Source organism: Halovulum marinum, assembly GCF_009697225.1.
GTDB classification, from domain to species: domain Bacteria; phylum Pseudomonadota; class Alphaproteobacteria; order Rhodobacterales; family Rhodobacteraceae; genus Halovulum; species Halovulum marinum.
The window spans coordinates 173,527-194,851 of the sequence record NZ_WIND01000005.1 but is presented as its reverse complement, the minus strand read 5'-3'; the positions used below and the strand labels follow the sequence as shown (position 1 = coordinate 194,851).

Below are 21,325 nucleotides of genomic sequence, written 5' to 3'. Positions count from 1 at the left end.
CCCGGCATGAGCGACGACAGCATCCCCGAGCCGGACCGGATCGAAGGCGCGCCGCACCCGCGCCACAGCACGGCGATCTTCGGGCACGAGGCGGCAGAGGCAGAGTTCCTCGACGCCCATGCCTCGGGCCGGCTGCACCATGCCTGGCTGCTCAGCGGGCCGCGCGGGATCGGCAAGGCGACGCTCGCCTGGCGGATCGCGCGGTTCCTGGCGGCGACGCCGGCGCCGGGGCAGGACACGGGCCTGTTCGGCGATGCCCCCTCCCCGGCCAGTCTGGATCTGCCGGCGGAGCATCCGGTGACGCGCCGCGCCGCGGCGCTGGCGGAGCCGGCGATCTACCTCTGCCGCCGTGGCTGGGACGAGAAGGCCAAGCGCCTGAAGACCCAGCTGACGGTGGACGAGATCCGGCGCATGAAATCCCATTTCGCGCTGTCTGCGACCGACGGCGGCCGGCGCACGGCGATCATCGACCCGGCCGACGAGATGAACACCGCCGCCGCCAACGCGCTGCTGAAACTGCTCGAGGAGCCGCCCGCGAACACCGTGCTGCTGCTGGTCAACCACCAGCCGGCGCGGCTTCTGCCGACGATCCGTTCGCGCTGCCGCACCCTGCGCCTGGGTCCGCTGTCGGCCGAGGACCTGGGTCGGGCGCTGCAGGCGGCGGAGCAGCCGCTGGACCAGGTCGACACGCTGCACCGGCTGAGCGGCGGCTCGGTCGGCGAAGCCGTCGGCCTGCTCGAGGGCGGCGGGCTGGAGATCTGGCCGGCGATCCTGACGCTGCTGGCGCAGGCGCCGCGCATGGACCGCCAGGCGATCGCCGCCCTGGCGCAAAAGGCCGCCGGACGAGCCAACGACGCGACCTACCGGATGATCGTGACGCTGACCGAACGGGCGGTGGCGCGTCTGGCACGGGCCGGCGCCGGCATGACCGCGGATCTGACCGAGGCCGAGGCGCCGATCGCCGCCCGGCTGTCGCCCGACCCGGCCGCGGCGCGCGCCTGGGCCGAGACCCACGCCACGCTGACCGAGCGCACCGGCCACGCGCGGGCGGTGAACCTTGACCCCGAACAGGTGATCCTCGATATGTTGCTGGCGATCGAACGAACCGCCAGCCGGATCCGGCCCGCCGCCGCCTGAACCGCTGGCCCAGCCCAAGAGCCTGAATGCCCCCTGCCCTGGTCGACAGCCACTGCCACCTGGATTTCCCGGATTTCGAGGGCCAGACGGACGAGATCGTCGCCCGCGCGGTCGCCGCGGGCGTCACCCGCATGGTCACGATCTGCACCCGGCTGAGTGGCGAGCCGAAGGTCCGCGCCATCGCCGAGGCGCACGATCCGGTGTTCTACGCCGCCGGCACCCATCCGATGAACGTGGCCGAACAGCCGATGGCCACCGTCGAGCAGCTGGTCGCGCTGGCCGCACATCCCAAATTCGTCGGCATCGGCGAGACCGGGCTGGACTACCACTACACCGCCGACACCGCGAAGGTGCAGCAGGCCAGCCTGCGCGTCCACATCGAGGCCGCGCGCCGCACCGGTCTGCCGCTGATCATCCACGCCCGCGACGCCGATGACGACATCGCCCGCATTCTGTCCGAGGAACACCGCGCCGGCGCCTACAGCTGCGTGATGCACTGCTTCTCGTCCGGTGCGGCGCTGGCGCGGACCGCGCTGGATCTGGGGTTCTACCTGTCGATGTCGGGCATCGCCACGTTCAGGAAATCCACCGAACTGCGCGAGATCTTCGCCGCCGCGCCGCCCGAGCGGGTTCTGGTCGAGACCGACAGCCCCTATCTCGCGCCGATGCCGCATCGCGGCAAGCGCAACGAGCCGGCCTACACCGCGCACACCGCCGCCGTCGGCGCCGAGATATTCGGGCTGAGCGCCGCCGAGTTCGCCGCGCGCACCACCGCCAATTTCGACCGCCTGTTCGACAAGGCCGCGCGCTGGACGCCGGATGCCTGACCTGGTGGTGCGCATCCTCGGCTGCGGCTCGTCCGGCGGTGTGCCGCGCATCGGCGGGTTCTGGGGCGCGTGCGATCCGAACGAGCCCCGCAACCGGCGCCGGCGCTGCTCGATCCTGGTGGAACGCCACGACGGCGACGCGGTGACGCGGGTGCTGGTCGACACCTCGCCGGATTTGCGCGCGCAGCTGCTGGATGCGCAGGTCGGGCTGCTGGACGCGGTGGTCTATACCCACGAACATGCCGACCACACCCACGGCCTGGACGATCTGCGCATGGTGGTGTTCAACCGCCGGTCCCGCCTGCCGGTCTGGGCTGACGAGCCCACCGCGACATCGCTGCACGCGCGCTTCGGCTATGCCTTCACCCAGCCGAAGAACAGCGCCTATCCGCCGATCCTGCAGATGCAGCCGATCGACGGGCCGTTCCGCATCGACGGGCCCGGCGGCGCGATCCCGTTCATCCCGTTCCGGGTCGAGCATGGCCACATGGGCGCGCTCGGCTTCCGGATCCACGATCTGGCCTACCTGCCCGACGTGTCGGCGATGCCCGAGGAGAACTGGACGCTGCTGCAGGGGCTGGAATGCTGGATTCTCGACGCGCTGCGCTACACGCCGCACCCGACGCACATCCACCTGTCCACCGCGCTGGACTGGATCGCCCGCTCGGGCGCCCGTCGCGGCGTGCTGACCAATATGCATATCGACATGGATCATGCCACCGTCGATGCCGAGACCCCCGACAACGTCACCCCGGCCCATGACGGCATGACCCTGCGGTTCGAATTGCCATGCTGACGCTGGTCCAGGTCGTGCTGCCGGTCTTTCTGGTCACCGCGACCGGCTATGCGCTGGTGCGCGGCGGCTACTTCAAGGACGGGCTGATCGACAGCCTGAACCGTTACACCCAGGCCTTCGCGATCCCGCTGCTGCTGTTCAACGCGACGCGGAACATGGACATCGCCGCGGTCTTCAATCCCGGCATGCTAATCTCGTTCTACACCGCCGCGACGACGACCTTCGTGCTGGGGATCGTTGGCGCGCGCCTGCTGTTCCGCCGCCGCCCCGGCGAGGCGGTGGCGATCGGCTTCGGCTCGCTGTTCTCGAACTCGGTGATCCTGGGCATCCCGCTGGTCGAACGCGCCTACGGCGGCGAGGCGCTGGCCGCCGCCATCGCCATCATCTCGGTGCACGCGCCGTTCTGCTATTTCCTCGGCATCACGGTGATGGAGATCAGCCGTGCCGACGGCCGCGGCGCCGCCGACACCGCCCGGGCCGTGCTGAGCGCCATGCTGCGCAACGCGCTGATGGTCGGCATCGCGCTGGGGTTCGCCGCCAACCTGACCGGTCTGTCGCTGCCGCAGCCGCTGCAGGACTCGGTGGACATGGTGGTGCGCTCGGCGCTGCCGGTGGCGCTGTTCGCCCTCGGCGGGGTGCTGACGCGCTACACCATCCGCGCCTCGATCGGCGAGGCGCTGATGACCTCGGCGCTCAGCCTGATCGTGCATCCGGCGATCACCTTCGCGCTGGCCTATGGCGTCTTCGGCCTGCCGATCCTGTTCGTCAAGGCCGCGGTCACGGTCGCGGCGATGGCCCCGGGGGTGAACACCTACATCTTCGCCACGCTCTACAACCGCGCCGAGGGCGCCGCGGCCAGCACGGTGATGCTGGCCACGACGCTGTCGCTGCTGTCGGTCTGGGGCTGGCTGTCGCTGCTGTCGCTGCTCTAGGGGCGGCTTTTCACTGCCGGGCGGCTCGGGTAAGGTCGCGCCGCGACGGGGATTTGGTTCCGGCGCGACACAGCGGCTGCAGGGCAGACCCATGACGATTTCCGATACGCTGTACCGCGGTGCGGTGGTCTTTCTGGCCGCCGTCGCGATGTTCGTCGTGCTGTCGCTGGCCGAGGCGGTCTTTGCGCCGCTGCTGCTGGCGCTGGTGATCGGCGTGGTGCTGTCGCCGCTGCTCCGGCTGGGCGAGCGTCTGCACCTGCCGCGGGTGCTGAACGCGCTGTTCGCGCTGATCTTCGGCCTCGGGGTGCTGGCCCTGCTGATCGTCCTGCTCGAGCCGCCGGTCAGCAGCATCGCCGAGCGGGCGCCGGCTATCTGGTACGAGGTGCGCGGCACCTTCACCGAGATCCAGACGCGGCTGAACGGGCTGATGCAGTTCTCGGACGAGGTCTCGGAGACGCTGGGCGAACAGGCAGAGAACCGCGAGGGCGGCAACATTCCCACCTGGACCGACGCGCTGCTGCTGGCGCCGTCGCTGGCGGCGCAGATCCTGATCTTCGTCGGCGGTCTGTTCTTCTTCCTGCTGACCCGCGCCGAGGTGTATGACGGGATCGCCCGGCTGCTGCCGCGGCTCGAACGGGCGCAGATCGAGCGCGTGGAGCACACGGTTTCGCACTATTTCCTGACCATCTCGGTCATCAACTTCTGCTTCGGCGCATCGGTGGCGCTGGCGCTGCACCTGCTGGGCATGCCCTCGCCGATCCTGTGGGGTGTGATTGCCGCCGCGATGAACTACATCCTCTACCTCGGCCCGGCGCTGGTCGCGCTCAGCCTGGCGGTGTCCGGCATCGTGGTCTACGACGGCGCGGCGATCCTGCTGCCGCCGCTGGTGTTCGTCGCGCTCAACGTCGCCGAGGGACAGTTCATCACCCCCGCGCTGGTCGGGCGGCACATGTCGGTGAACCCGCTGCTGGTGTTCTTCTCGCTGGTGTTCTGGCTGTGGCTCTGGGGGCCGGTGGGCGGGTTCATCGCGATCCCGCTGCTGCTGATGGCGAACGGCCTGTGGGAGCAGGCCCGCCCCCCGGCAGCGACGGTCGCGCCGGTGCACACCGCCCGCGAGGCCGGGCCCCGGCGCGAGGCCGGGCCCGCAGCCGAATAGGCTTTCCTCACGGCATCGCCCGCGCCCGGCGGCCGCCGCCGCTTACTCGCGTGCCGGGTTCACGGTACCGACGATCTTCCGCGCGCCCGGCGGCGCAAAGGCGCGCCAGCCCATGAACCAGCGTGACAACGTGGTAATCGCGCACGCCGCGGCGAAGCCGTAGGCCAGCAGCGGGAATGCGGCCGGCCACAGGCACATCAGCACGAAGACCAGGATCGTCTCGAACCCCTCGGTCAGACCGCCGAGATAGTAGATGCCCTTGGTGGGATATGCGTCGGCAGTCTCGCCGCGCTTGGTCGCGATGATGCCGAAGGCCAGGAAGGACGAACCGGTGCCGGTGAAGGCCGCAACCAGCACCGCCGCCGGCAGCGCATTCGCCGGATCGGCCAGCGCGAAGCCCAGCGGAAACACCGCGTAGAAGGCGAAATCCAGCGCGATGTCCAGATAGGCGCCGCGGTCGGTGGGCCCGTTGATCCGTGCGACCGCCCCGTCCAGCCCGTCTGCCAGCCGGCTGAGTCCCAGCAGCGCCAGGCCGATCCAGTACCATCCCGCCGCCAACGCGGGTACTGTCGCCACACCGATCACGAAGCCTGCGACGGTGATCGCGTTGGCCTCGACGCCGGCGCGCGCCAGCAGCCGCGCCGGCGGCGCGAGCAGCCTCGCCTGCAGCGGGATCAGCGCCGCGTCGATCATGCCCGGCGCCCCGGCGCCGAAGGTTCGCCCAGTACGCGCGCCGGCGCGCATCGTGCAGTGTTCATGTGCATTCTCCGGCTGACTGCGCAATCACTCTGTGGCCTATGCGAAAACCCGGCCGGATGGCGAATAACTTCAGCTTGAGCCGGTCGTGTGCCGCAACAGGCCACGCCGCCGACGCCGCCTGCGCTTCGCGCCCACGCGACGCTAGCCGCGTCGCGAGGATCGGTCAATTTCACTCCCCCCTCGCTGCGGCCGAAACGCCAGTTCGCCCAGCGGCTTGGCGTCCGCAGCCTCAAGGCGCCGCCGTGCCACGCCGCACGCGCCCCCTTGGCGGCCCTGTCCGACTTGGCTACATCGGGTCTTCCGACACAGGAGGAGCCCGCCTTGGACGCCACAGCCGACCGCATCGCCCGGAACATCGCGGATACCATCGACGCCCGGCCCGCCCAGGTCAGCGCGGCGGTGAACCTGCTGGACGGCGGCGCCACCGTGCCGTTCGTCGCCCGCTACCGGAAAGAGGCGACCGGCGGGCTGGACGACACCCAGCTGCGCACCCTGGCCGACCGGCTGTCCTACCTGCGCGAGCTCGAGGCGCGGCGGGCGACGATCCTGCAGTCGATCCGCGACCAGGGCAAGCTGACCGACGCGCTGTCCCGGCAGATCCTCGCAGCCGACACCAAGGCCACGCTCGAGGACATCTACCTGCCCTACAAGCCGAAGCGCCGCACCAGGGCGATGATCGCCCGCGAGAACGGGCTGGAGCCGCTGCTGCGTGCCATCCTCGACGACCGTTCCGCCGCGCCCGAGACCCTGGCCGAAGCCTATCTGAGCGCCGAGGTCGGCAGCGTGAAATCCGCCCTGAACGGCGCCCGCGACATCCTGGCCGAGAACCTGACCGAAAGCGCCGACCTGCTGGGCCGGCTGCGCGACTTCATGCGGAAGGAGGCGCTGATCACCGCGCGCGTGATCGAGGGCAAGGAGGCGGACGGCGCCAAGTTCTCGGACTATTTCGATCATCGCGAGCGTTGGTCCGACATTCCCTCGCACCGGGCGCTGGCGATCCTGCGCGCCGCCAGGGAAGAGGTGGTGACCGTCGACATCGCCCCCGATCCGGATGGCGGCGTGGCGCGGGCCGAGGCGATGGTCGCGGCGCAGATCGGCGCGCCCGGCGACGCCCCCGGCGACCGCTGGCTGCGCGCCGCCGCCGGCTGGACCTGGCGCGTCAGGCTGAGCCTGTCGATGTATGTCGACCTGATGTCCGAACTGCGCAAGCGCGCACACGAGGAGGCGATCGCCGTCTTCGCACGCAACCTCAAGGATCTGCTGCTGGCGGCGCCGGCCGGGGCGCGGGCAACGCTGGGGCTGGATCCCGGCATCCGGACCGGGGTCAAGGCGGCGGTGGTCGACGCCACCGGCAAGCTGGTCGAGACCGCGACGCTGTACCCGTTCCAGCCGAAGAACGATCTGCGGGCCGCCGAAGCCAGGGTGATCGAGATGGTCCGCCGCCACGGCGTCGAGCTGATCGCCATCGGCAACGGCACCGCCAGCCGCGAGACCGAGCGCATGGTCGCCGACGCCCTGCGCCTGCTGCCCGACGGCACCGCCAGACCCACCAGGGTCGTGGTGTCCGAGGCCGGGGCCTCGGTCTATTCCGCATCGGAACTGGCGGCGAAGGAATTCCCGGATCTGGACGTCAGCCTGCGCGGCGCGGTCTCGATCGCGCGGCGGCTGCAGGACCCGCTGGCCGAACTGGTGAAGATCGAGCCGAAGTCCATCGGCGTCGGCCAGTACCAGCACGACGTCGACCAGCGCCGCCTGTCGCAGACGCTCGAGGCGGTGGTCGAGGACGCGGTGAACGCGGTCGGCGTGGATCTGAACATGGCATCCGCGCCGCTGCTGGCGCATGTCTCGGGTCTGGGCCCGTCGCTGGCGCAGGCCGTAGTCGATCACCGCGACGCGCACGGGGCCTATCCGTCGCGCAAGACGCTGCTGAAGGTCGCCGGCCTCGGCCCGCGCGCCTTCGAGCAGTGCGCCGGTTTCCTGCGGATCCGCGACGGAAGCGAGCCGCTGGACGCCTCGTCCGTACACCCCGAGGCGTATGGTCTCGCGCGGCGCATCGTCGACGCCTGCGGCCGCGACATTCGCGCGATCATGGGCGATCCGCAGGCGCTGAACGGGCTGCGCGCTGACGATTTCGTGGACGAAACCTTCGGCCTGCCCACGGTGCGCGACATCCTGTCGGAACTCGAGAAACCCGGCCGCGACCCACGCCCCAGCTTCAAGACCGCCGCCTTCGCCGACGGCGTCGAGGACATCAAGGATCTCAAGCCGGGGATGCTGCTGGAGGGCACGGTCACCAACGTCGCCGCCTTCGGCGCCTTCGTCGACGTCGGCGTGCATCAGGACGGGCTGGTGCACATCAGCCAACTGGCCGACCGGTTCGTGAAGGACCCGCACGAGGTGGTGAAGGCCGGCGACGTGGTGAAGGTCCGGGTAACCGAGGTCGATATCCCGCGCAAGCGCATCGGGCTGAGCATGCGCAAGGACGGCGGCGCGGGTTCTGCCGACAAGCGGTCCGACCGCGGGACGACGGCCGCCAAGCCGCGCCGGCACGGCGCGAAACCGGCGGCGGACGGCGGCCGGACCGCGGCAGGCGACGGCGGCGCGCTGGGTGCCGCGCTGCGCGACGCCATGAATAAAAAGCGTTGATGACCGCCCCCGGCCGCCCGCACGGCGGCAAGTGGACGATCTGCGGACCCGCGCTTGGGGCCGGGTGATCCGGCGTCCCGGGATCGAACCCTTCGTTTCGCTGAATTCATCCGCCAGAACGTTTCATGCCGTTCCGCTGTGCGCCACCCGCGCCTGGCGGAGAGGCCGGGGGCCAAACCGGGGGCCAGACCGGGGCAAAGTACTCGAACAGGGGAACTGGCCGATGCGGCACTGAACGACATAAACATGCCGCAGGCGGCCGCTAGGGCTTTTGTGCCTTGATGATGAGCGTCGGCATGTCGAACTCGACCGACCCGTCTTCGAGGGTGAACGGCTCCAGCGCTTTCTCCGATTCGCGGAGGAGCCGCTCGAACTGGTCGTCGGACAGGATGCCTCCGAGTGTCCACACGCAGGCCCGCTCGGTCGAGACCATCGCGTCGATCGACGCAAAGCGAACCTTGCCGTCGCGCCTGACGATCTCTGCGTCGGCGAGGCCCGCCGCGCGGCAGATGTCCCGCAACTGCGCGGCGTCGCCCAGGCTGAAGGGGGCGCGAAAGGCGTTTCCGACCTCCGTTCCGAAGAGACGGTCGAGCAAGAGCGCGAAGGCGCCGTAGCCCGGCGAGTTCTCGACCGCATCGCAGACCGCGACGGCCAGCCGGCCCCTGGGTTTCAGGACCCGCATCATCTCGGTCAGCGCCTTCGGCTTGTCCTCGAAGAACATGAAGCCGAACTGGCTGACGACGGCGTCAAAGCTGTTGTCCGGCAGGTGCAGGGCCTCGGCCGTTCCCTCGAGCCACTCGATATTCGCCGGCTTGCGGCGCGCGACCGCCAGCATGTCCGGGTTGGCGTCCAGCCCGACCACTGCGCCCGACGGGCCGGCGATCCGTGCGGCGGCGAGGGTCAGGGCCCCCGTCCCGCAGGCCACGTCGAGCACACGGTCGCCCGCCTGCACGCCGGCTTCCGCCGAGACCACGGGCCCCCATTGCGCGAACAGGGCCGGCACGAACTGGGCATTGTATACTTCGGCTGGCGGGCGCGTTTCCTGCAGAACTTTCATCGCCTTTCTCCTCCGGGACCGGGGAACACCGGCTGGATATTCCCCCGCGCCGAAGCTAGCCTGCGCCATGGCACAAGACCATGATCGGAAGTCCCTGTCGCTTGCCGGATCGTCCATGATGCAGTTCCGGTCGATACCCTGTGAGGGAACGGCCGTGTCCGAACTGCCGGTACTCTGCCAGGACTCGGCCACCGATCCTCTGACCGATGCCCTGCGGATGGTGAAGCTCACCGGCGCGGTGTTTCATCTCGTGGACGCGTCCACCCCCTGGGGCGTGGAGATCCCGCGGGCGCAGGACTATTCCCCGATCATCCTGCCGCGCGCGCAGCATGTGATCTCCTACCACATCATTCTGAAGGGCGCGGGCTGGATCGAGATCCCCGGCGTCGCGTCAACATGGTTCGAGGCCGGCGACATCCTGGTGCTTGCGCACGGCGACCCGTATGCGCTGCTGAGCGCGCCCGGCCAGACGCCCGAGTTCGACCGGACGGCGACCATCGCCTTCTTCCGCGATTGGATGGCGGGCAAAGTGCCCTTCGTGATGCGCGAAGGCGGCGGCGGCCCAGGTGGCGCGGAGTACATGTGCGGGTTCCTCGGCTGCGACATGCGCCCTTTCAACCCGCTGCTCTCTACGCTGCCGCGCCTCTTGCGCGTGAACTGGTCCAGAAACGACCAGAGGGACCTGCTCGGCCGCCTGATCGACCTGACGCTCACCGACGCGCGCCTGCCGCGCCTGGGGGGCGAGTCGATCCGGATGAGGCTGAGCGAACTGATCTTCGTCGAGGTGATCCGCCTGTTCGTGCAGTCCCTGCCCGCGCACGAGACCGGCTGGCTGTCGGGTCTGCGCGACCCGGCGATCGGCAAGGTTCTGGCGGTGATCCACGAAGCCCCCGCGCATCACTGGACCCTCGCAGCGCTGGCCAAGGAAGCGGCGATGTCGCGTTCCGCCATGGTCGCGCGCTTCACCCACCTGATCGGGCATTCTCCGATGCAGTACCTGACCCTCTGGCGCATGCAGATTGCCGCTCGCCTGCTTGCCGACAGCTCCATGAAGGTGGCCAGTGTCGGACACGAAATAGGGTATGAATCGGAAGCGGCATTCAGCCGGGTGTTCAAGAAAACCGTCGGTGTGTCACCCGCCCGCTGGCGCGCGAATGCGATCGCGGGCATCTAGGCGCCGCTTTCGGGACTCGGCGCCGCCTGCGAGCAAAAGTGGGCAGTGTCCGCGCTCTGTGCGATTGGCGCGGCAGTGGGTTCGCGGTGCCGAGAATGCCCGAAACTCCAGCCGCAGCATCGCGGTAGGTGTTCGAGGGGCGATGACCGTCTGCGCCGTGGGCACCGGCCGGGTCCGCGAAGCCATCCTCCGCAGCGCAACATCGCGGCCCCAGCGCGATGTGGACCCGGCTCTGCGGCGAGGCATCCGAGTCGAAGGCCACAGAATCCAGACTTTGCCGCGCGTACGGAAACCGGCTCAGGCGGGACCTTCCTGCCGCTCGGCATCGCGAACGACGGCGCGTTCCTGTGCGCCCCCGGAGACATCGCTGCCGGCTGCGCATCGATTGCTCGGCTTCAGTCTTCACCCTCGACCCTTCACCGCTTCGGGCCGCCAGTATAAATGATGTTCGACATATCAGCATGCATGTACTAAACATCTGTTGTCACGTTCAGGACATGCATCATGATCACGGGTCCACAGATGCGCGCGGCGCGCGCCCTTCTCGGCATAGATCAGAAGACCCTGGCCAAGCTGGCGGGGCTGTCCGTGCCGACGATCCAGCGCATGGAAGCCGGCAGCGGCAACGTGCGCGGAATCGTGGACAGCCTGACCAAGGTCGTCGAGGCACTTGAACTCGCCGGCATCGAACTGATCGGCGAAGGCTCTGTCAGCACGGCAAGGGGGCGCGGCGTGCGACTGAAGGTGCCTTCACCGAAACCCTGATCCCTCAACCCGCGACGGCGACCGCCGACGACATGCCGACGATCCCGCCGCAACCCTCGAAGGTGCGGCCACAGATGAAAGACCAGACCACAAGACAGAGCGACGCGCCGGACTTTGCCGGACTCTTCACCCCGAAACTCGTCACCGTCCTGCGCGAAGGCTATGGCCTGGCGCAGTTGAGGGCAGACGCCATCGCGGGACTGACCGTCGCCATCGTGGCGCTGCCGCTTTCTATGGCCATCGCTATCGCGTCCGGCGCGACCCCGGCTCAGGGGCTTTATACGGCCATCGTCGGCGGTTTTCTTGTGTCGCTCCTCGGCGGATCGCGTTTCCAGATCGGCGGGCCGGCCGGCGCCTTCATCGTGCTGGTCGCCGCCACCGTGGCCCAACACGGGATGGAGGGGCTGATCCTCGCCACATTCCTGTCGGGGCTGATGCTTGCGCTCGTCGGCTTTCTGCGCCTCGGCACATTCATCAAGTTCATTCCCTTTCCGGTCACGGTCGGGTTCACGGCCGGGATCGCGGTGATCATCTTCGCCAGCCAGGTCAGGGAACTGTTCGGACTGACCTTGGAGAACGAACCGGGCGAACTGCTGGGAAAGGTGCCGGCACTCTGGGACGCACGGGCGAGCCTGACGCCGGCCGCCCTTGGCGTCGCCGTCACCACGGTCGCCGTGATCCTCGGCTTGCGACGCTGGCGCCCGCACTGGCCGGGGATGCTGATCGCCGTCGGCTTTGCCGCCGCCGCCACCGCCCTGCTCACGCTGCCGGTGCAGACGATCGGCAGCAAATTCGGCGGCATCCCCTCGTCGCTGCCGGCGCCGAGCCTGCCGTCGCTCTCGGCGGAAACGGTCCTCGCGATCCTGCCCGCGGCAATCTCATTCACCTTGCTGGGCGCCATCGAGTCGCTTCTGTCGGCCGTGGTCGCCGATGGCATGACCGGACGCCGCCACCGTTCGAACTGCGAACTTGTGGCCCAAGGCGCGGCCAACATCGGATCGTCTCTTTTCGGCGGCTTCTGCGTGACAGGCACCATCGCGCGGACCGCGACCAATGTTCGGGCCGGCGCGCATGGTCCGGTGGCCGGCATGCTGCACGCCGCATTCCTGTTCCTGTTCATGCTGGTCGCCGCGCCGCTCGCCTCGTACATCCCGCTGGCCGCGCTTGCCGGCGTGCTGGCCGTCGTTGCCTGGAACATGATCGAGAAATCGGCCATCGCCATCCTCATCCGCTCGGGCTGGGGCGAGGCGACGGTACTGGGCGCCACCTTCTTCCTGACCATCTTCCGCGATCTGACCGAAGCCATCGTCGTCGGCTTCGCACTCGGGGCGGTCCTTTTCATTCACCGCATGAGCCGGGCAACAGATGTTGTGACGGGCGGCGCCTTCGTCCGTCACGACGAGCCGGACACCGCCCACCCACGCGGCGAATACCACGAGGACCAGGCCCAGAACCCTGACGTGGTCATCTACCGGATCACCGGCGCGCTGTTTTTCGGGGCGACCGCCTCCATCGGCTCCGTGCTCGATCGCATCCAGGACGCCCACAAGGCGCTAATCGTCGATTTCTCGTCCGTCCCCTTCCTCGACTCGACCGGTGCCAACATGATCGAGGGACTTGCCCGCAACGCGCAGAAGCAGGGCGTCGCGCTTTGGCTTACGGGTGCAAGCCGGGACAACCGGCGCATCTTCGCGGCCCACGGCCTGAAGCATCCGTTGGTCAACCATGCCACATCGGTGGACGAGGCTCTCGCGCAAGTCCGCAAAGCCGTCCTCGCCGATCAAGGCAGCGTGATGCCGGCATCCGGCATCGCGTGACGTCGCCAGAATCCGGGACCGAATCCTGATTGCCTCGCGAAGGCCCGATCTGGCGAAATCCGGGTATCTTCGCTACCTTCCGCAGAAAGCATGGCAAGTGATCGTTCTCATAGGATCGACGCGGCAAGGGCTGCATACAATCGCGGCTCCTGGGCCGATGCGACCGAGTTGTACCTGCGGGCAGATGCCGAAGCTGCGCTGGATGTGCCAGATCTCGAAGCGCTGACATGGGCTGCGGGACTCGCAGCCCGGGATGCGGAAATGCTGGCGGCCCTGGAACGGCTGTACGCCCACCATGAAGCGCAGGGCGACCACGAAAACTGCGCGAGGACGGCGTTCTGGAGCGGCCTGCGCAACATGATGATCGGCGAGGTCGGTCTCGGATCGGGCTGGCTGCATCGTGCCGCAAGGCACGCGGAGGCGACACCGCGCGACTGCGTCCAGCGGGGCTATCTGATGCTGCCGCAGGTCTTCATGCTTCGCGGACAGGGGAACTACGAGGCAGCCATCGAGGCCGCCGACGGGGCGCTGGCGATCGGCGATGCGGCTGGGGATGACGACCTGATCGCGCTCGCCGGCAGCCTCAAGGGCGGCATCCTGTTCCGGGTGGGTCGGATCGAGGAGGGCTATGGCCCCATCGACGAAGCGATGCTTCTCGCCAACAGCGGTCGGCTGTCGCCGATCGTCTGTGGCGTCTGCTATTGCGAGATCGTCGCGTCCTGCTGCCGGGTGCAGGAGATGGTGCGCGCCCGCGAGTGGACCGCCATCCTCGACGCCTGGTGTCGTCGCAACCCGCAAGCCAAGGCCTTCAACGGCGTCTGCCAGGTGCACCGGGCAGAAGTGCTCCAGCTCGAGGGCAACTGGGCGGAAGCATATGCCGAGGCGGATCGCGCAGGAGAGGGTTTGAAGGGAACGACCGAACGGACCGCCATGGCCACCGCCGCCTACAGGCGCGGCGAGATCCTGCGTCTGCAAGGGCGCCACAAGGACGCCGAAGCGGAGTATCGGCGGGCCGGCGAAATCGCCATCGACCCGCAACCTGGACTGGCGCTGCTGCGGCTTGCGCAGGGGCGAGCGAACGAGGCCGCGGCAATGATCCGCCGCTCGATCGAGACCGCAGCTGACATGCCGCGCAAGACCGCACTGCTCCCGGCCGGCATCGAGATCCTCATCGCGTGCCGCGACCTCGAGGGTGCCGAGGATCTCTGTGCTGGGATGACCGAAATTGCCGGCATCTTCGGAACGGAGATTCTGGCCCGTATCGCCGATCAGGGCTGCGGCACACTGGCTCTGGCGCGCGGTGACGCCGCCGGCGGGGTCGCCGCGCTGATCCGCGCGCGATGCTTTTGGTCGGGTTTCGGCGCTCCCTACCTTGCCGCGCGTCTGCGCGTCGAAATCGCGCGCGGATGCATCGCGCTCGGAGACACCGAAAGTGCGGCGCTGGAACTGCAAGCCGCCGAGAAGACCTTCCTCGAACTTGGCGCCGAACCCGATCTTACCCGTCTTCGCAAGCTCCGCGGTGAGCGCACCCACGGCGAGCTTACCTCGCGCGAGCGCGAGGTGCTGGCATTGCTGGCGGAAGGCGGCTCCAACCGAGCCATCGCCGACGATCTCGGCCTCAGCCCGAAGACGGTGAACCGACACGTCGAGAATATCTTCAACAAGCTGGGCGTCTCCTCCCGTTCCGCCGCGGTCGCCAAGGGATTCAGGAACGGCATGATCTGATTTCGCCGGCATGGGGCAGACACCCCAGTTGCGGCCGCGCCGACATGGGGCGTCTGTACGATGACCGGCCGATGCGCGCCGGCTACGCTCGTCTCCAGACAGTCCGCACATCTGGAGCGAAGCGATGACCATGCAGAATGCGAAACCGGCGCGGGCGCAACATCCGGCGGATCTGCTGGAGACCGGAAGCGCGCTCCGGGCGCATCCGGAAAGTTTCTCGCAGGCGAATGCAGTCCCTGGGACGCCGGAACGACACCGGGTCGTCGTCATCGGGGCGGGCCAGGCCGGGCTCTCGGTCGGCTATCACCTCAGTCGACGCGGCATCGAACATCTCATCCTCGACGGCGCAAAGCGCATCGGCGATGTCTGGCGGAACCGCTGGGACAGCCTGCGTCTGTTCACCCCGGCCAAGTTCGACGGGCTCGACGGTCTGCGCTTCCCCGGCGGTCGCGACCACTTTCCGACCAAGGATGAGATGGCCGATTACCTGGAAACCTACGCTGCCCACCACCGGCTGCCGGTGCGTCTGGGCGCGCGGGTGCAAAGATTGCACCAGGCAGACGGGCAATTCCGCCTCGAAACCACGGCCGGCACCTTTCTGGCGCAGCAGGTCGTTATCGCGGCGGCCAGCTATCAGAAGCCGCGGGTGCCGGCTTTTGCCGCGAACCTTCCGCCAGACGTGGTGCAGATGCACTCGCACCAGTACCGGAACGCAGGCCAGATCGGGGCCGGACCGGTGCTGCTGGTCGGAGCCGGCAACTCGGGGGCGGAAATCGCCATGGATCTGGCACCAACGCATGAAGTCTGGGTGGCCGGGCGCGACGTGGGCCACATCCCCTTTGATATCTCCGGCTTCCTGGGGCGCAAGATCCTGGTACGGCTCGTCATTCGGGGCTTGTTCCATCGCCTGTTGACGATGCGCACGCCCATGGGAAAGAAGTTCCGCCGCAAGATGCATGGCCACGGAATGCCGCTGATACGCACCCGCCCGGGTCAGTTGCAGCGCGCCGGCGTGCGCCGGATCGGCAGGATCAGCGGCATCGAGGCCGGATGTGCGATCTCGGAAGACGGCCACAGGCTGGCCCCGAGCACCGTGATCTGGTGCACTGGCTATCATCCCGGCTTCGATTTCATCGATTTGCCGGTGCTCGATCCGCAAGGCGAGCCGAGGCATCGCTTCGGCCGAGCCACCGACATCGACGGCCTCTACTTCAGCGGGCTTCATTTCCAGTACGCGGTCTCATCGACCATGATCGCGGGGGTCGGGCGCGATGCGCGTCGCGTCGCAGCCTGGGTTGCCGAGTCCGACCGCCGCCAGAGCCGTTCGATCCCGTGTTGATACAGGCAAGGAGGATGCAGACATGAACAGGATTCTCTCCGCCGCCGTTCTCGCCGTTTTTACCTCGGCAGCGGCAGCTGAACCGGTCATCGTGCCAACGTCCGGCTCCGTGGACCAGACAGTGGGCGACTTGCAGGCAGCGGTCGAAGCCCAGGGTGGCCGGGTCTTCGGCGTGATCGACTTCGGCGGCGCTGTGCGTAGCGTCGGCAGCGATGTCGGCGATGTGCAGCTGGTGATCTTCGGCGATCCCCGGATCGGTGCGCAGGCGCTTTCGGCCGACCGCATGGCCGCGCTCGATCTGCCCGGAAAGGTCCTGGTCTACGACACGCCGGCAGGATCCGAGATGGCGTATGAGCAACCCGAAGAGATGCTGGCGGAGTGGAACATCCCCCCGGACGCGCCGGTCCTGACCATGATGTCCCGCGTCCTCGAAGCCATCACTTCGGCCGCGACGCGATAGATATTTTCTCCAGCGCGAACAAGCCGCTTGCCGGTAAAAATTGGTGCGGTCGAGAAGACTCGAACTTCCACGGGAGTTACCCCACAGCGACCTCAACGCTGCGCGTCTACCAATTCCGCCACGACCGCACGAAATGGTGCAGGCGCTATAGCAACTCCGTTTCGGGTTGTGAAGCGCCGTTTCGGAGCCCGGCCGAAGATTTCGTGACCGGCGCGGCGGAACCCGCCGCCGCGCCGCGGAACGCTACTGGCTGGACGGCATCGCGAAGGTCGGCAGCACCGTCGCGCCGCCGGTCTGCGCCGGCACCGGGCTGCCACCCAGGCCGGTCGCCGCGCGCAACAACTGCACCCGCTCGGGCTGGCCCGGAGCAAACACCGCCTGCGCGCCGCCGTCGAGCGCGGCAAAGGCCAGCTCGTACCAGGGCCGGGCCAGATCGACCCGCGTCGAGGCACCGAAGCCCTGCGACAGGTGGTGGCCGATCAGTTCGGCATAGACCGGCTCGCCCATCGCCACCAGCAGCAGCGCCGAGGCCAGCGCGACCTCGGGATTGTCGGTGCGATAGCCCGACGACAGGCAGATCCGCGCCGTTGTGGACAGCTGCGCCGGCGCCTGCCCGGTGGACAGGGCGAACTCGCTGACCTCGTCGAGGATCGCGTCGCGGCCACGGATCGACAGCCCCGAAAGATACGCGCGCATCGGCGGTACATAGGCCGGGCACTGCGCGTCCATCTGCGCCACGGTCAGGTTCGGGATCTGCCGCGCCATGGTCTCGCCCTGGGCGATGGCATAGGTCCGCGCCAGGCAGAACTGCTCGCTGAGCGCGAAATCAGGGTCGGAGACATTGGCCACCGTGGTGAAACCGCCGTTGGTGGTGGTGACCAGGCTGATCTGGTTGCAGGCGCTGGCCATCGACGCGGCCTGCGGCGCGGCGCCGAAACTGGGCAGCGGCGCGGCCGCGGCCTGCTGCGTTTCCGGCTCCGGCACCGCTTCGGGCGCCGGGGCGGGTACGGTCGCCACCGGCACGTTGACGGTCACCGCCGGCTGCGGTGCGCCCCGCGGCACGCCGGCCGCGTCGTCGCGATAGACCAGCAGCAGCCCGCGCGGCCCCATCGGGTTCTGCGCGATCAGCTGATGCGTCGCCGCCCCGCCCGACATCGCCCGGTGGTACGAGCCGACGAGGAAGCTGCGTTCGTAGTCGGTCAGCTGGCCGGTGGGCGCATAGCCCATGTGCGCCTGATACTGCGAGATCGCATTGCGCGAATTGCGGCCCAGGATGCCGTCCGGCGCCCCGGCCGGGAACCCGAAGTAGTTCAGCGCCGTCTGGGTTTCACGGTTCTGCGCCCGCACGGCAGCGGACGGCCCGCTCTTGCGCACCACGGTGCGCGTGGTCGTGGTCGCGGCCGGCCGGCGCTGCTGCTTTGTGGCTTCGTTGACGATCACCCCGCCGATCACACCGCCGATCACGCCGCCGATCACGTCCCCCGCATCGGCCGCCGCGCGCTGCGCCGGCACGATCGCCACGCAGATCGCCGTGACGGCGCCTAGCACTTTGCCCAACATCTGACTAAATCTCCTCGTGACACATGCCGCTCCCCAATTGCGGCGTGCCAATCCTAGCACAGAATCGCTCCTCATGACCGTTGACCTGCCCCCGACCGCCGCCGCTGCCAGCGCCACTGCCCCGGCGCCCGAATGGCTGCGCGCCGACGCGCCGGTGGCCTATCCCGACGCGGTCGCGGCGATGGAGGCGCGCGTCGCCGACATCCTGGCCGGCCGCGCGCCCGAGCAGGTCTGGCTGGTCGAGCATCCGCCGCTCTACACCGCCGGCACCTCGGCTCGCCCCGGGGATCTGCGTGCGCCAGACCGGTTCCCGGTCTACGAGACCCGGCGCGGGGGCGAATACACCTACCACGGGCCGGGGCAGCGGGTGGCCTATGTGATGCTGGACCTGAACCGGCGCGGCCGCGACGTGCGCCGCTTCGTCTGGCTGCTGGAGGAATGGGTGATCCGGACGCTGGCGCGCTTCAACGTCACCGGCGAGCGGCGCGCCGGCCGCGTCGGCGTCTGGGTGGTGCGGCCCGACCGCCCGCCGAACCCGGACGGCACCCCGGCCGAGGACAAGATCGCCGCCATCGGCGTGCGCCTGCGCCGCTGGGTCAGCTATCACGGCATCGCGCTGAACGTCGAGCCGGACCTCGGCCACTACGACGGCATCGTGCCCTGCGGCATCGCCGAGCACGGCGTGACCAGCCTGGTGGACCTCGGCCTGCCGGTGACCATGGACGACGTCGATCTGGCGCTGCGCGCCAGCTTCGCCGAGGTGTTCGGCGCCCTGCCCGCAAGCGGCTGAGGCCGCCGCGCCAGCGCGACAATTCACCCCGTCCGCGCAGGCAGGAACCGGTTGAGAGCGCCAACCGCCGGCTCTATAGTCGCCGCCACACCCGCGCGGCGTCCAGCCGGCGGCGAAAGACAATGCGCCTCAGGAGAAGCACATGGCAGACGCTACGGCCCACGCCCATGGCGAGCATGACAGCCGCGGGTTTTTCACCCGCTGGTTCATGTCCACCAACCACAAGGACATCGGGATCCTCTACATCATCGTGTCCGCGCTGCTGGGCCTGATCTCGGTCGGGTTCACCATGTTCATGCGGCTGGAACTGATGGAGCCGGGCGTGCAGTACATGCTGCTGGCCGACGGCACGCCGAACGGGCACCTGTGGAACGTGATGATCACCGGCCACGGCATCCTGATGATGTTCTTCGTGGTCATCCCGGCGCTGTTCGGCGGTTTCGGCAACTATTTCATGCCGCTGATGATCGGCGCACCGGACATGGCGTTCCCGCGGATGAACAACCTCAGCTTCTGGCTGTTCGTCGCCGGCTCGTCGCTGGCGGTGCTGTCGGTGGTCACTCCGGGCGGCAACGGGCAACTGGGATCGGGCATCGGCTGGGTGCTCTACGCGCCGCTGTCGACGACCGAACAGGGCATGTCCACCGACATCGCGATCTTCGCCGTGCACCTGTCGGGCGCGTCGTCGATCCTGGGCGCGATCAACATGATCACCACCTTCCTGAACATGCGTGCGCCGGGCATGACCCTGTTCAAGGTGCCGCTGTTCGCCTGGTCGATCCTGGTCACCGCCTTCCTGATCCTGCTGGCCCTGCCGGTGCTGGCCGGCGCCATCACCATGCTGCTGACCGACCGCAACTTCGGCACCGCATTCTTCGACGCGGCCAACGGCGGCGATCCGGTTCTCTACCAGCACCTGCTGTGGTTCTTCGGCCATCCCGAGGTGTACATCGTGATCGTGCCGGGCTTCGGCATCATCAGCCACGTTGTCTCGACCTTCTCGCGCAAGCCGATCTTCGGCTACTTGCCGATGGTCTTCGCGATGATCGCGATCGGCGCGCTGGGCTTCGTCGTGTGGGCGCACCACATGTACACGGTCGGCATGTCGACCACCCAGCAGGCCTATTTCATGATGGCCACCATGGTCATCGCGGTGCCGACGGGGATCAAGATCTTCAGCTGGATCGCGACCATGTGGGGCGGCTCGGTCGAGTTCAAGACGCCGATGCTGTTCGCCATCGGCTTCATCTTCCTGTTCACCGTGGGCGGCGTGACCGGCGTGGTGCTGTCGCAGGCCGCCGTCGACCGTGTCTATCACGACACCTACTACGTCGTGGCGCATTTCCACTATGTGATGAGCCTGGGCGCGGTGTTCGCGATCTTCGCCGGCGTCTACTACTGGATCGGCAAGATGTCCGGCCGCCAGTACCCCGAGTTTTGGGGCAAGGTGCACTTCTGGCTGTTCTTCATCGGCGCCAACGTGACCTTCTTCCCGCAGCACTTCCTGGGCCGCCAGGGCATGCCGCGCCGCTACATCGACTACCCCGAGCAGTTCGCCCTGTGGAACGAGGTCAGCTCGTACGGCGCGTTCCTCTCCGGCGCCTCGTTCCTGCTGTTCTTCGGCATCGTGTTCTACACCCTGTTCCGCGGCGAGCGCATCTCCGAGCCGGCCTACTGGGGCGCGCACGCGGACACGCTGGAGTGGACGCTGCCGAACCCGCCGCCGGAGCACACCTTCGAGACGCTGCCCACCCGCGAGATGTGGGACAAGCAGCACCACTGAGATGCGCCCGCAGAACGGAAATAACGACGAGGCCGGGGCTGAGACCCCGGCCTCTTCGCTTCCGGGGCCGAGCCGCAGCGACCCGCCGCTGCTGGAACTGGAGCTGCACCCGCACCGGTCGATGAGCCTGCGCGGCTTCCGCTGGGTGCTGATCATCACCTCGGTGGGGCTGGCGGTGCCGCTGGTCCCGTTCCGGGGCACGCCGGTCGGCTGGGGCCTGCTGCCGTTCCTGGTGGGGGCGCTGGTGGCGCTCTACCTGGCGATCCGGCGAAACTACCGCGACGCCCGGCTGCACGAGGTCCTGCGCCTGTGGCCCGACCTGATCACCGTGGAGCGGCACGAGACCGACGGCCGGGTGTTGCGCTGGCAGGCCAACCCGTACTGGGTCACCGTGACGCTGCACGACGACGCGCGGCTGGAAAACTATCTCACGCTGAAAGGCGCGGGGCGGGAAATCGAACTCGGCGCCTTCCTCGGCCCCGAAGAACGGATCGCGCTGCACGCGCGACTGCGCCGGGCCTTGGCGCAGATTGCCGCAGGGGGCTGAGCCCGGCCCGGCAGCAGCCTGTCCCTGTTGATCTTGCAGGCGCAGGTCGCCCGGC

Annotated in this window: 18 protein-coding genes and 1 tRNA gene; 15 read left to right on the top strand and 4 right to left on the bottom strand. The window is 68.5% G+C overall.

The features are described from left to right. The first annotated feature begins 6 nt into the window (after window positions 1-6). The 5 genes from GE300_RS09525 (at window position 7) to GE300_RS09505 (ending at window position 4,848) form a co-directional block, all read left to right on the top strand. On the top strand, window positions 7-1,137 hold the full coding sequence (locus GE300_RS09525) for a DNA polymerase III subunit delta' (RefSeq protein WP_154446317.1): 1,131 nt from the start codon (window positions 7-9) through the stop codon (window positions 1,135-1,137). Between the two features lie 26 nt (window positions 1,138-1,163). Next, complete coding sequence (locus GE300_RS09520) at window positions 1,164-1,964, top strand: TatD family hydrolase (protein WP_154446316.1); 801 nt, start codon at window positions 1,164-1,166, stop codon at window positions 1,962-1,964. Then, the gene (locus GE300_RS09515; protein WP_154446315.1) at window positions 1,957-2,760 is read left to right on the top strand and encodes an MBL fold metallo-hydrolase; all 804 of its coding nucleotides are present in this window, start codon (window positions 1,957-1,959) and stop codon (window positions 2,758-2,760) included. The genes GE300_RS09520 and GE300_RS09515 overlap by 8 nt, the downstream gene beginning before the upstream one ends. After that, the gene (locus GE300_RS09510; protein WP_154446314.1) at window positions 2,754-3,692 is read left to right on the top strand and encodes an AEC family transporter; all 939 of its coding nucleotides are present in this window, start codon (window positions 2,754-2,756) and stop codon (window positions 3,690-3,692) included. The genes GE300_RS09515 and GE300_RS09510 overlap by 7 nt, the downstream gene beginning before the upstream one ends. A 91-nt stretch (window positions 3,693-3,783) precedes the next feature. Beyond that, complete coding sequence (locus GE300_RS09505; RefSeq protein WP_154446313.1) at window positions 3,784-4,848, top strand: AI-2E family transporter; 1,065 nt, start codon at window positions 3,784-3,786, stop codon at window positions 4,846-4,848. A 42-nt stretch (window positions 4,849-4,890) separates the two neighbouring features. Here the strand turns inward: GE300_RS09505 and GE300_RS09500 are convergent, their stop codons facing one another. Further along, a complete protein-coding gene (locus GE300_RS09500; protein WP_154446312.1) occupies window positions 4,891-5,541 on the bottom strand; it encodes a CDP-alcohol phosphatidyltransferase family protein in 651 nt (216 codons plus the stop codon). A gap of 387 nt (window positions 5,542-5,928) precedes the next feature. Here GE300_RS09500 and GE300_RS09495 point away from each other — a divergent pair, with 387 nt between their 5' ends. Further along, on the top strand, window positions 5,929-8,253 hold the full coding sequence (locus GE300_RS09495) for a Tex family protein (RefSeq protein WP_154446311.1): 2,325 nt from the start codon (window positions 5,929-5,931) through the stop codon (window positions 8,251-8,253). Between the two features lie 262 nt (window positions 8,254-8,515). Here GE300_RS09495 and GE300_RS09490 read toward each other — a convergent pair whose 3' ends face one another. Next, window positions 8,516-9,310 carry a class I SAM-dependent methyltransferase gene (locus tag GE300_RS09490; protein ID WP_154446310.1) on the bottom strand — a complete coding sequence of 265 codons (795 nt, stop codon included), beginning with the start codon at window positions 9,308-9,310 and terminating at the stop codon, window positions 8,516-8,518. A gap of 154 nt (window positions 9,311-9,464) precedes the next feature. Between GE300_RS09490 and GE300_RS09485 the strand changes: the two genes are divergently transcribed. The 6 genes from GE300_RS09485 (at window position 9,465) to GE300_RS09460 (ending at window position 16,590) form a co-directional block, all read left to right on the top strand. After that, on the top strand, window positions 9,465-10,484 hold the full coding sequence (locus GE300_RS09485) for an AraC family transcriptional regulator (RefSeq protein WP_325063179.1): 1,020 nt from the start codon (window positions 9,465-9,467) through the stop codon (window positions 10,482-10,484). Between the two features lie 504 nt (window positions 10,485-10,988). Further along, window positions 10,989-11,249, top strand: a complete 261-nt coding sequence (locus GE300_RS09480; protein ID WP_154446309.1) for a helix-turn-helix domain-containing protein — start codon at window positions 10,989-10,991, stop codon at window positions 11,247-11,249. Window positions 11,250-11,323: 74 nt separating this feature from the next. Then, window positions 11,324-13,066, top strand: a complete 1,743-nt coding sequence (locus GE300_RS09475; RefSeq protein ID WP_154446308.1) for a SulP family inorganic anion transporter — start codon at window positions 11,324-11,326, stop codon at window positions 13,064-13,066. 261 nt (window positions 13,067-13,327) lie between these two features. After that, window positions 13,328-14,791, top strand: a complete 1,464-nt coding sequence (locus GE300_RS09470; protein ID WP_233416900.1) for a helix-turn-helix transcriptional regulator — start codon at window positions 13,328-13,330, stop codon at window positions 14,789-14,791. A gap of 124 nt (window positions 14,792-14,915) precedes the next feature. Continuing rightward, window positions 14,916-16,130: a flavin-containing monooxygenase gene (locus tag GE300_RS09465; RefSeq protein ID WP_233416899.1), complete on the top strand. Its 1,215-nt coding sequence runs from the start codon at window positions 14,916-14,918 to the stop codon at window positions 16,128-16,130. Window positions 16,131-16,152: 22 nt separating this feature from the next. Further along, entirely contained in the window at window positions 16,153-16,590 is a 438-nt protein-coding gene (locus tag GE300_RS09460; RefSeq protein WP_233416898.1) for a DUF302 domain-containing protein, read from the top strand. 41 nt (window positions 16,591-16,631) lie between these two features. On the opposite strand, the gene GE300_RS09455 is transcribed toward GE300_RS09460, so the two are convergent. Further along, window positions 16,632-16,718: transfer RNA gene (locus GE300_RS09455), tRNA-Leu, on the bottom strand. 115 nt (window positions 16,719-16,833) lie between these two features. Beyond that, window positions 16,834-18,150, bottom strand: coding sequence for a peptidoglycan-binding domain-containing protein (locus tag GE300_RS09450; protein ID WP_154446305.1), 1,317 nt, complete (start codon window positions 18,148-18,150; stop codon window positions 16,834-16,836). A gap of 73 nt (window positions 18,151-18,223) precedes the next feature. Between GE300_RS09450 and lipB the strand changes: the two genes are divergently transcribed. From lipB to GE300_RS09435, 3 genes are all read left to right on the top strand, one after another. Continuing rightward, complete coding sequence (gene lipB / locus GE300_RS09445) at window positions 18,224-18,940, top strand: lipoyl(octanoyl) transferase LipB (RefSeq protein WP_154446304.1); 717 nt, start codon at window positions 18,224-18,226, stop codon at window positions 18,938-18,940. A 142-nt stretch (window positions 18,941-19,082) separates the two neighbouring features. Next, the gene (ctaD, locus tag GE300_RS09440) at window positions 19,083-20,723 is read left to right on the top strand and encodes a cytochrome c oxidase subunit I (RefSeq protein WP_154446303.1); all 1,641 of its coding nucleotides are present in this window, start codon (window positions 19,083-19,085) and stop codon (window positions 20,721-20,723) included. A gap of 1 nt (window position 20,724) precedes the next feature. Further along, on the top strand, window positions 20,725-21,270 hold the full coding sequence (locus GE300_RS09435; protein WP_154446302.1) for a DUF2244 domain-containing protein: 546 nt from the start codon (window positions 20,725-20,727) through the stop codon (window positions 21,268-21,270). Window positions 21,271-21,325 lie beyond the last annotated feature (55 nt).

What these genes read in the sequence shown, in the direction of transcription:
- lipB (WP_154446304.1), top strand. Translation starts at nt 18,224, where the DNA reads ATGACCGTTGACCTGCCCCCGACCGCCGCCGCTGCCAGCGCCACTGCC.
- GE300_RS09525 (WP_154446317.1), top strand. Translation starts at nt 7, where the DNA reads ATGAGCGACGACAGCATCCCCGAGCCGGACCGGATCGAAGGCGCGCCG.
- GE300_RS09500 (WP_154446312.1), bottom strand. Translation starts at nt 5,541, where the DNA reads ATGATCGACGCGGCGCTGATCCCGCTGCAGGCGAGGCTGCTCGCGCCG.
- GE300_RS09465 (WP_233416899.1), top strand. Translation starts at nt 14,916, where the DNA reads ATGACCATGCAGAATGCGAAACCGGCGCGGGCGCAACATCCGGCGGAT.
- GE300_RS09520 (WP_154446316.1), top strand. Translation starts at nt 1,164, where the DNA reads ATGCCCCCTGCCCTGGTCGACAGCCACTGCCACCTGGATTTCCCGGAT.
- ctaD (WP_154446303.1), top strand. Translation starts at nt 19,083, where the DNA reads ATGGCAGACGCTACGGCCCACGCCCATGGCGAGCATGACAGCCGCGGG.
- GE300_RS09475 (WP_154446308.1), top strand. Translation starts at nt 11,324, where the DNA reads ATGAAAGACCAGACCACAAGACAGAGCGACGCGCCGGACTTTGCCGGA.
- GE300_RS09515 (WP_154446315.1), top strand. Translation starts at nt 1,957, where the DNA reads ATGCCTGACCTGGTGGTGCGCATCCTCGGCTGCGGCTCGTCCGGCGGT.
- GE300_RS09490 (WP_154446310.1), bottom strand. Translation starts at nt 9,310, where the DNA reads ATGAAAGTTCTGCAGGAAACGCGCCCGCCAGCCGAAGTATACAATGCC.
- GE300_RS09510 (WP_154446314.1), top strand. Translation starts at nt 2,754, where the DNA reads ATGCTGACGCTGGTCCAGGTCGTGCTGCCGGTCTTTCTGGTCACCGCG.
- GE300_RS09435 (WP_154446302.1), top strand. Translation starts at nt 20,725, where the DNA reads ATGCGCCCGCAGAACGGAAATAACGACGAGGCCGGGGCTGAGACCCCG.
- GE300_RS09480 (WP_154446309.1), top strand. Translation starts at nt 10,989, where the DNA reads ATGATCACGGGTCCACAGATGCGCGCGGCGCGCGCCCTTCTCGGCATA.
- GE300_RS09470 (WP_233416900.1), top strand. Translation starts at nt 13,328, where the DNA reads ATGCTGGCGGCCCTGGAACGGCTGTACGCCCACCATGAAGCGCAGGGC.
- GE300_RS09450 (WP_154446305.1), bottom strand. Translation starts at nt 18,150, where the DNA reads ATGTTGGGCAAAGTGCTAGGCGCCGTCACGGCGATCTGCGTGGCGATC.
- GE300_RS09505 (WP_154446313.1), top strand. Translation starts at nt 3,784, where the DNA reads ATGACGATTTCCGATACGCTGTACCGCGGTGCGGTGGTCTTTCTGGCC.
- GE300_RS09460 (WP_233416898.1), top strand. Translation starts at nt 16,153, where the DNA reads ATGAACAGGATTCTCTCCGCCGCCGTTCTCGCCGTTTTTACCTCGGCA.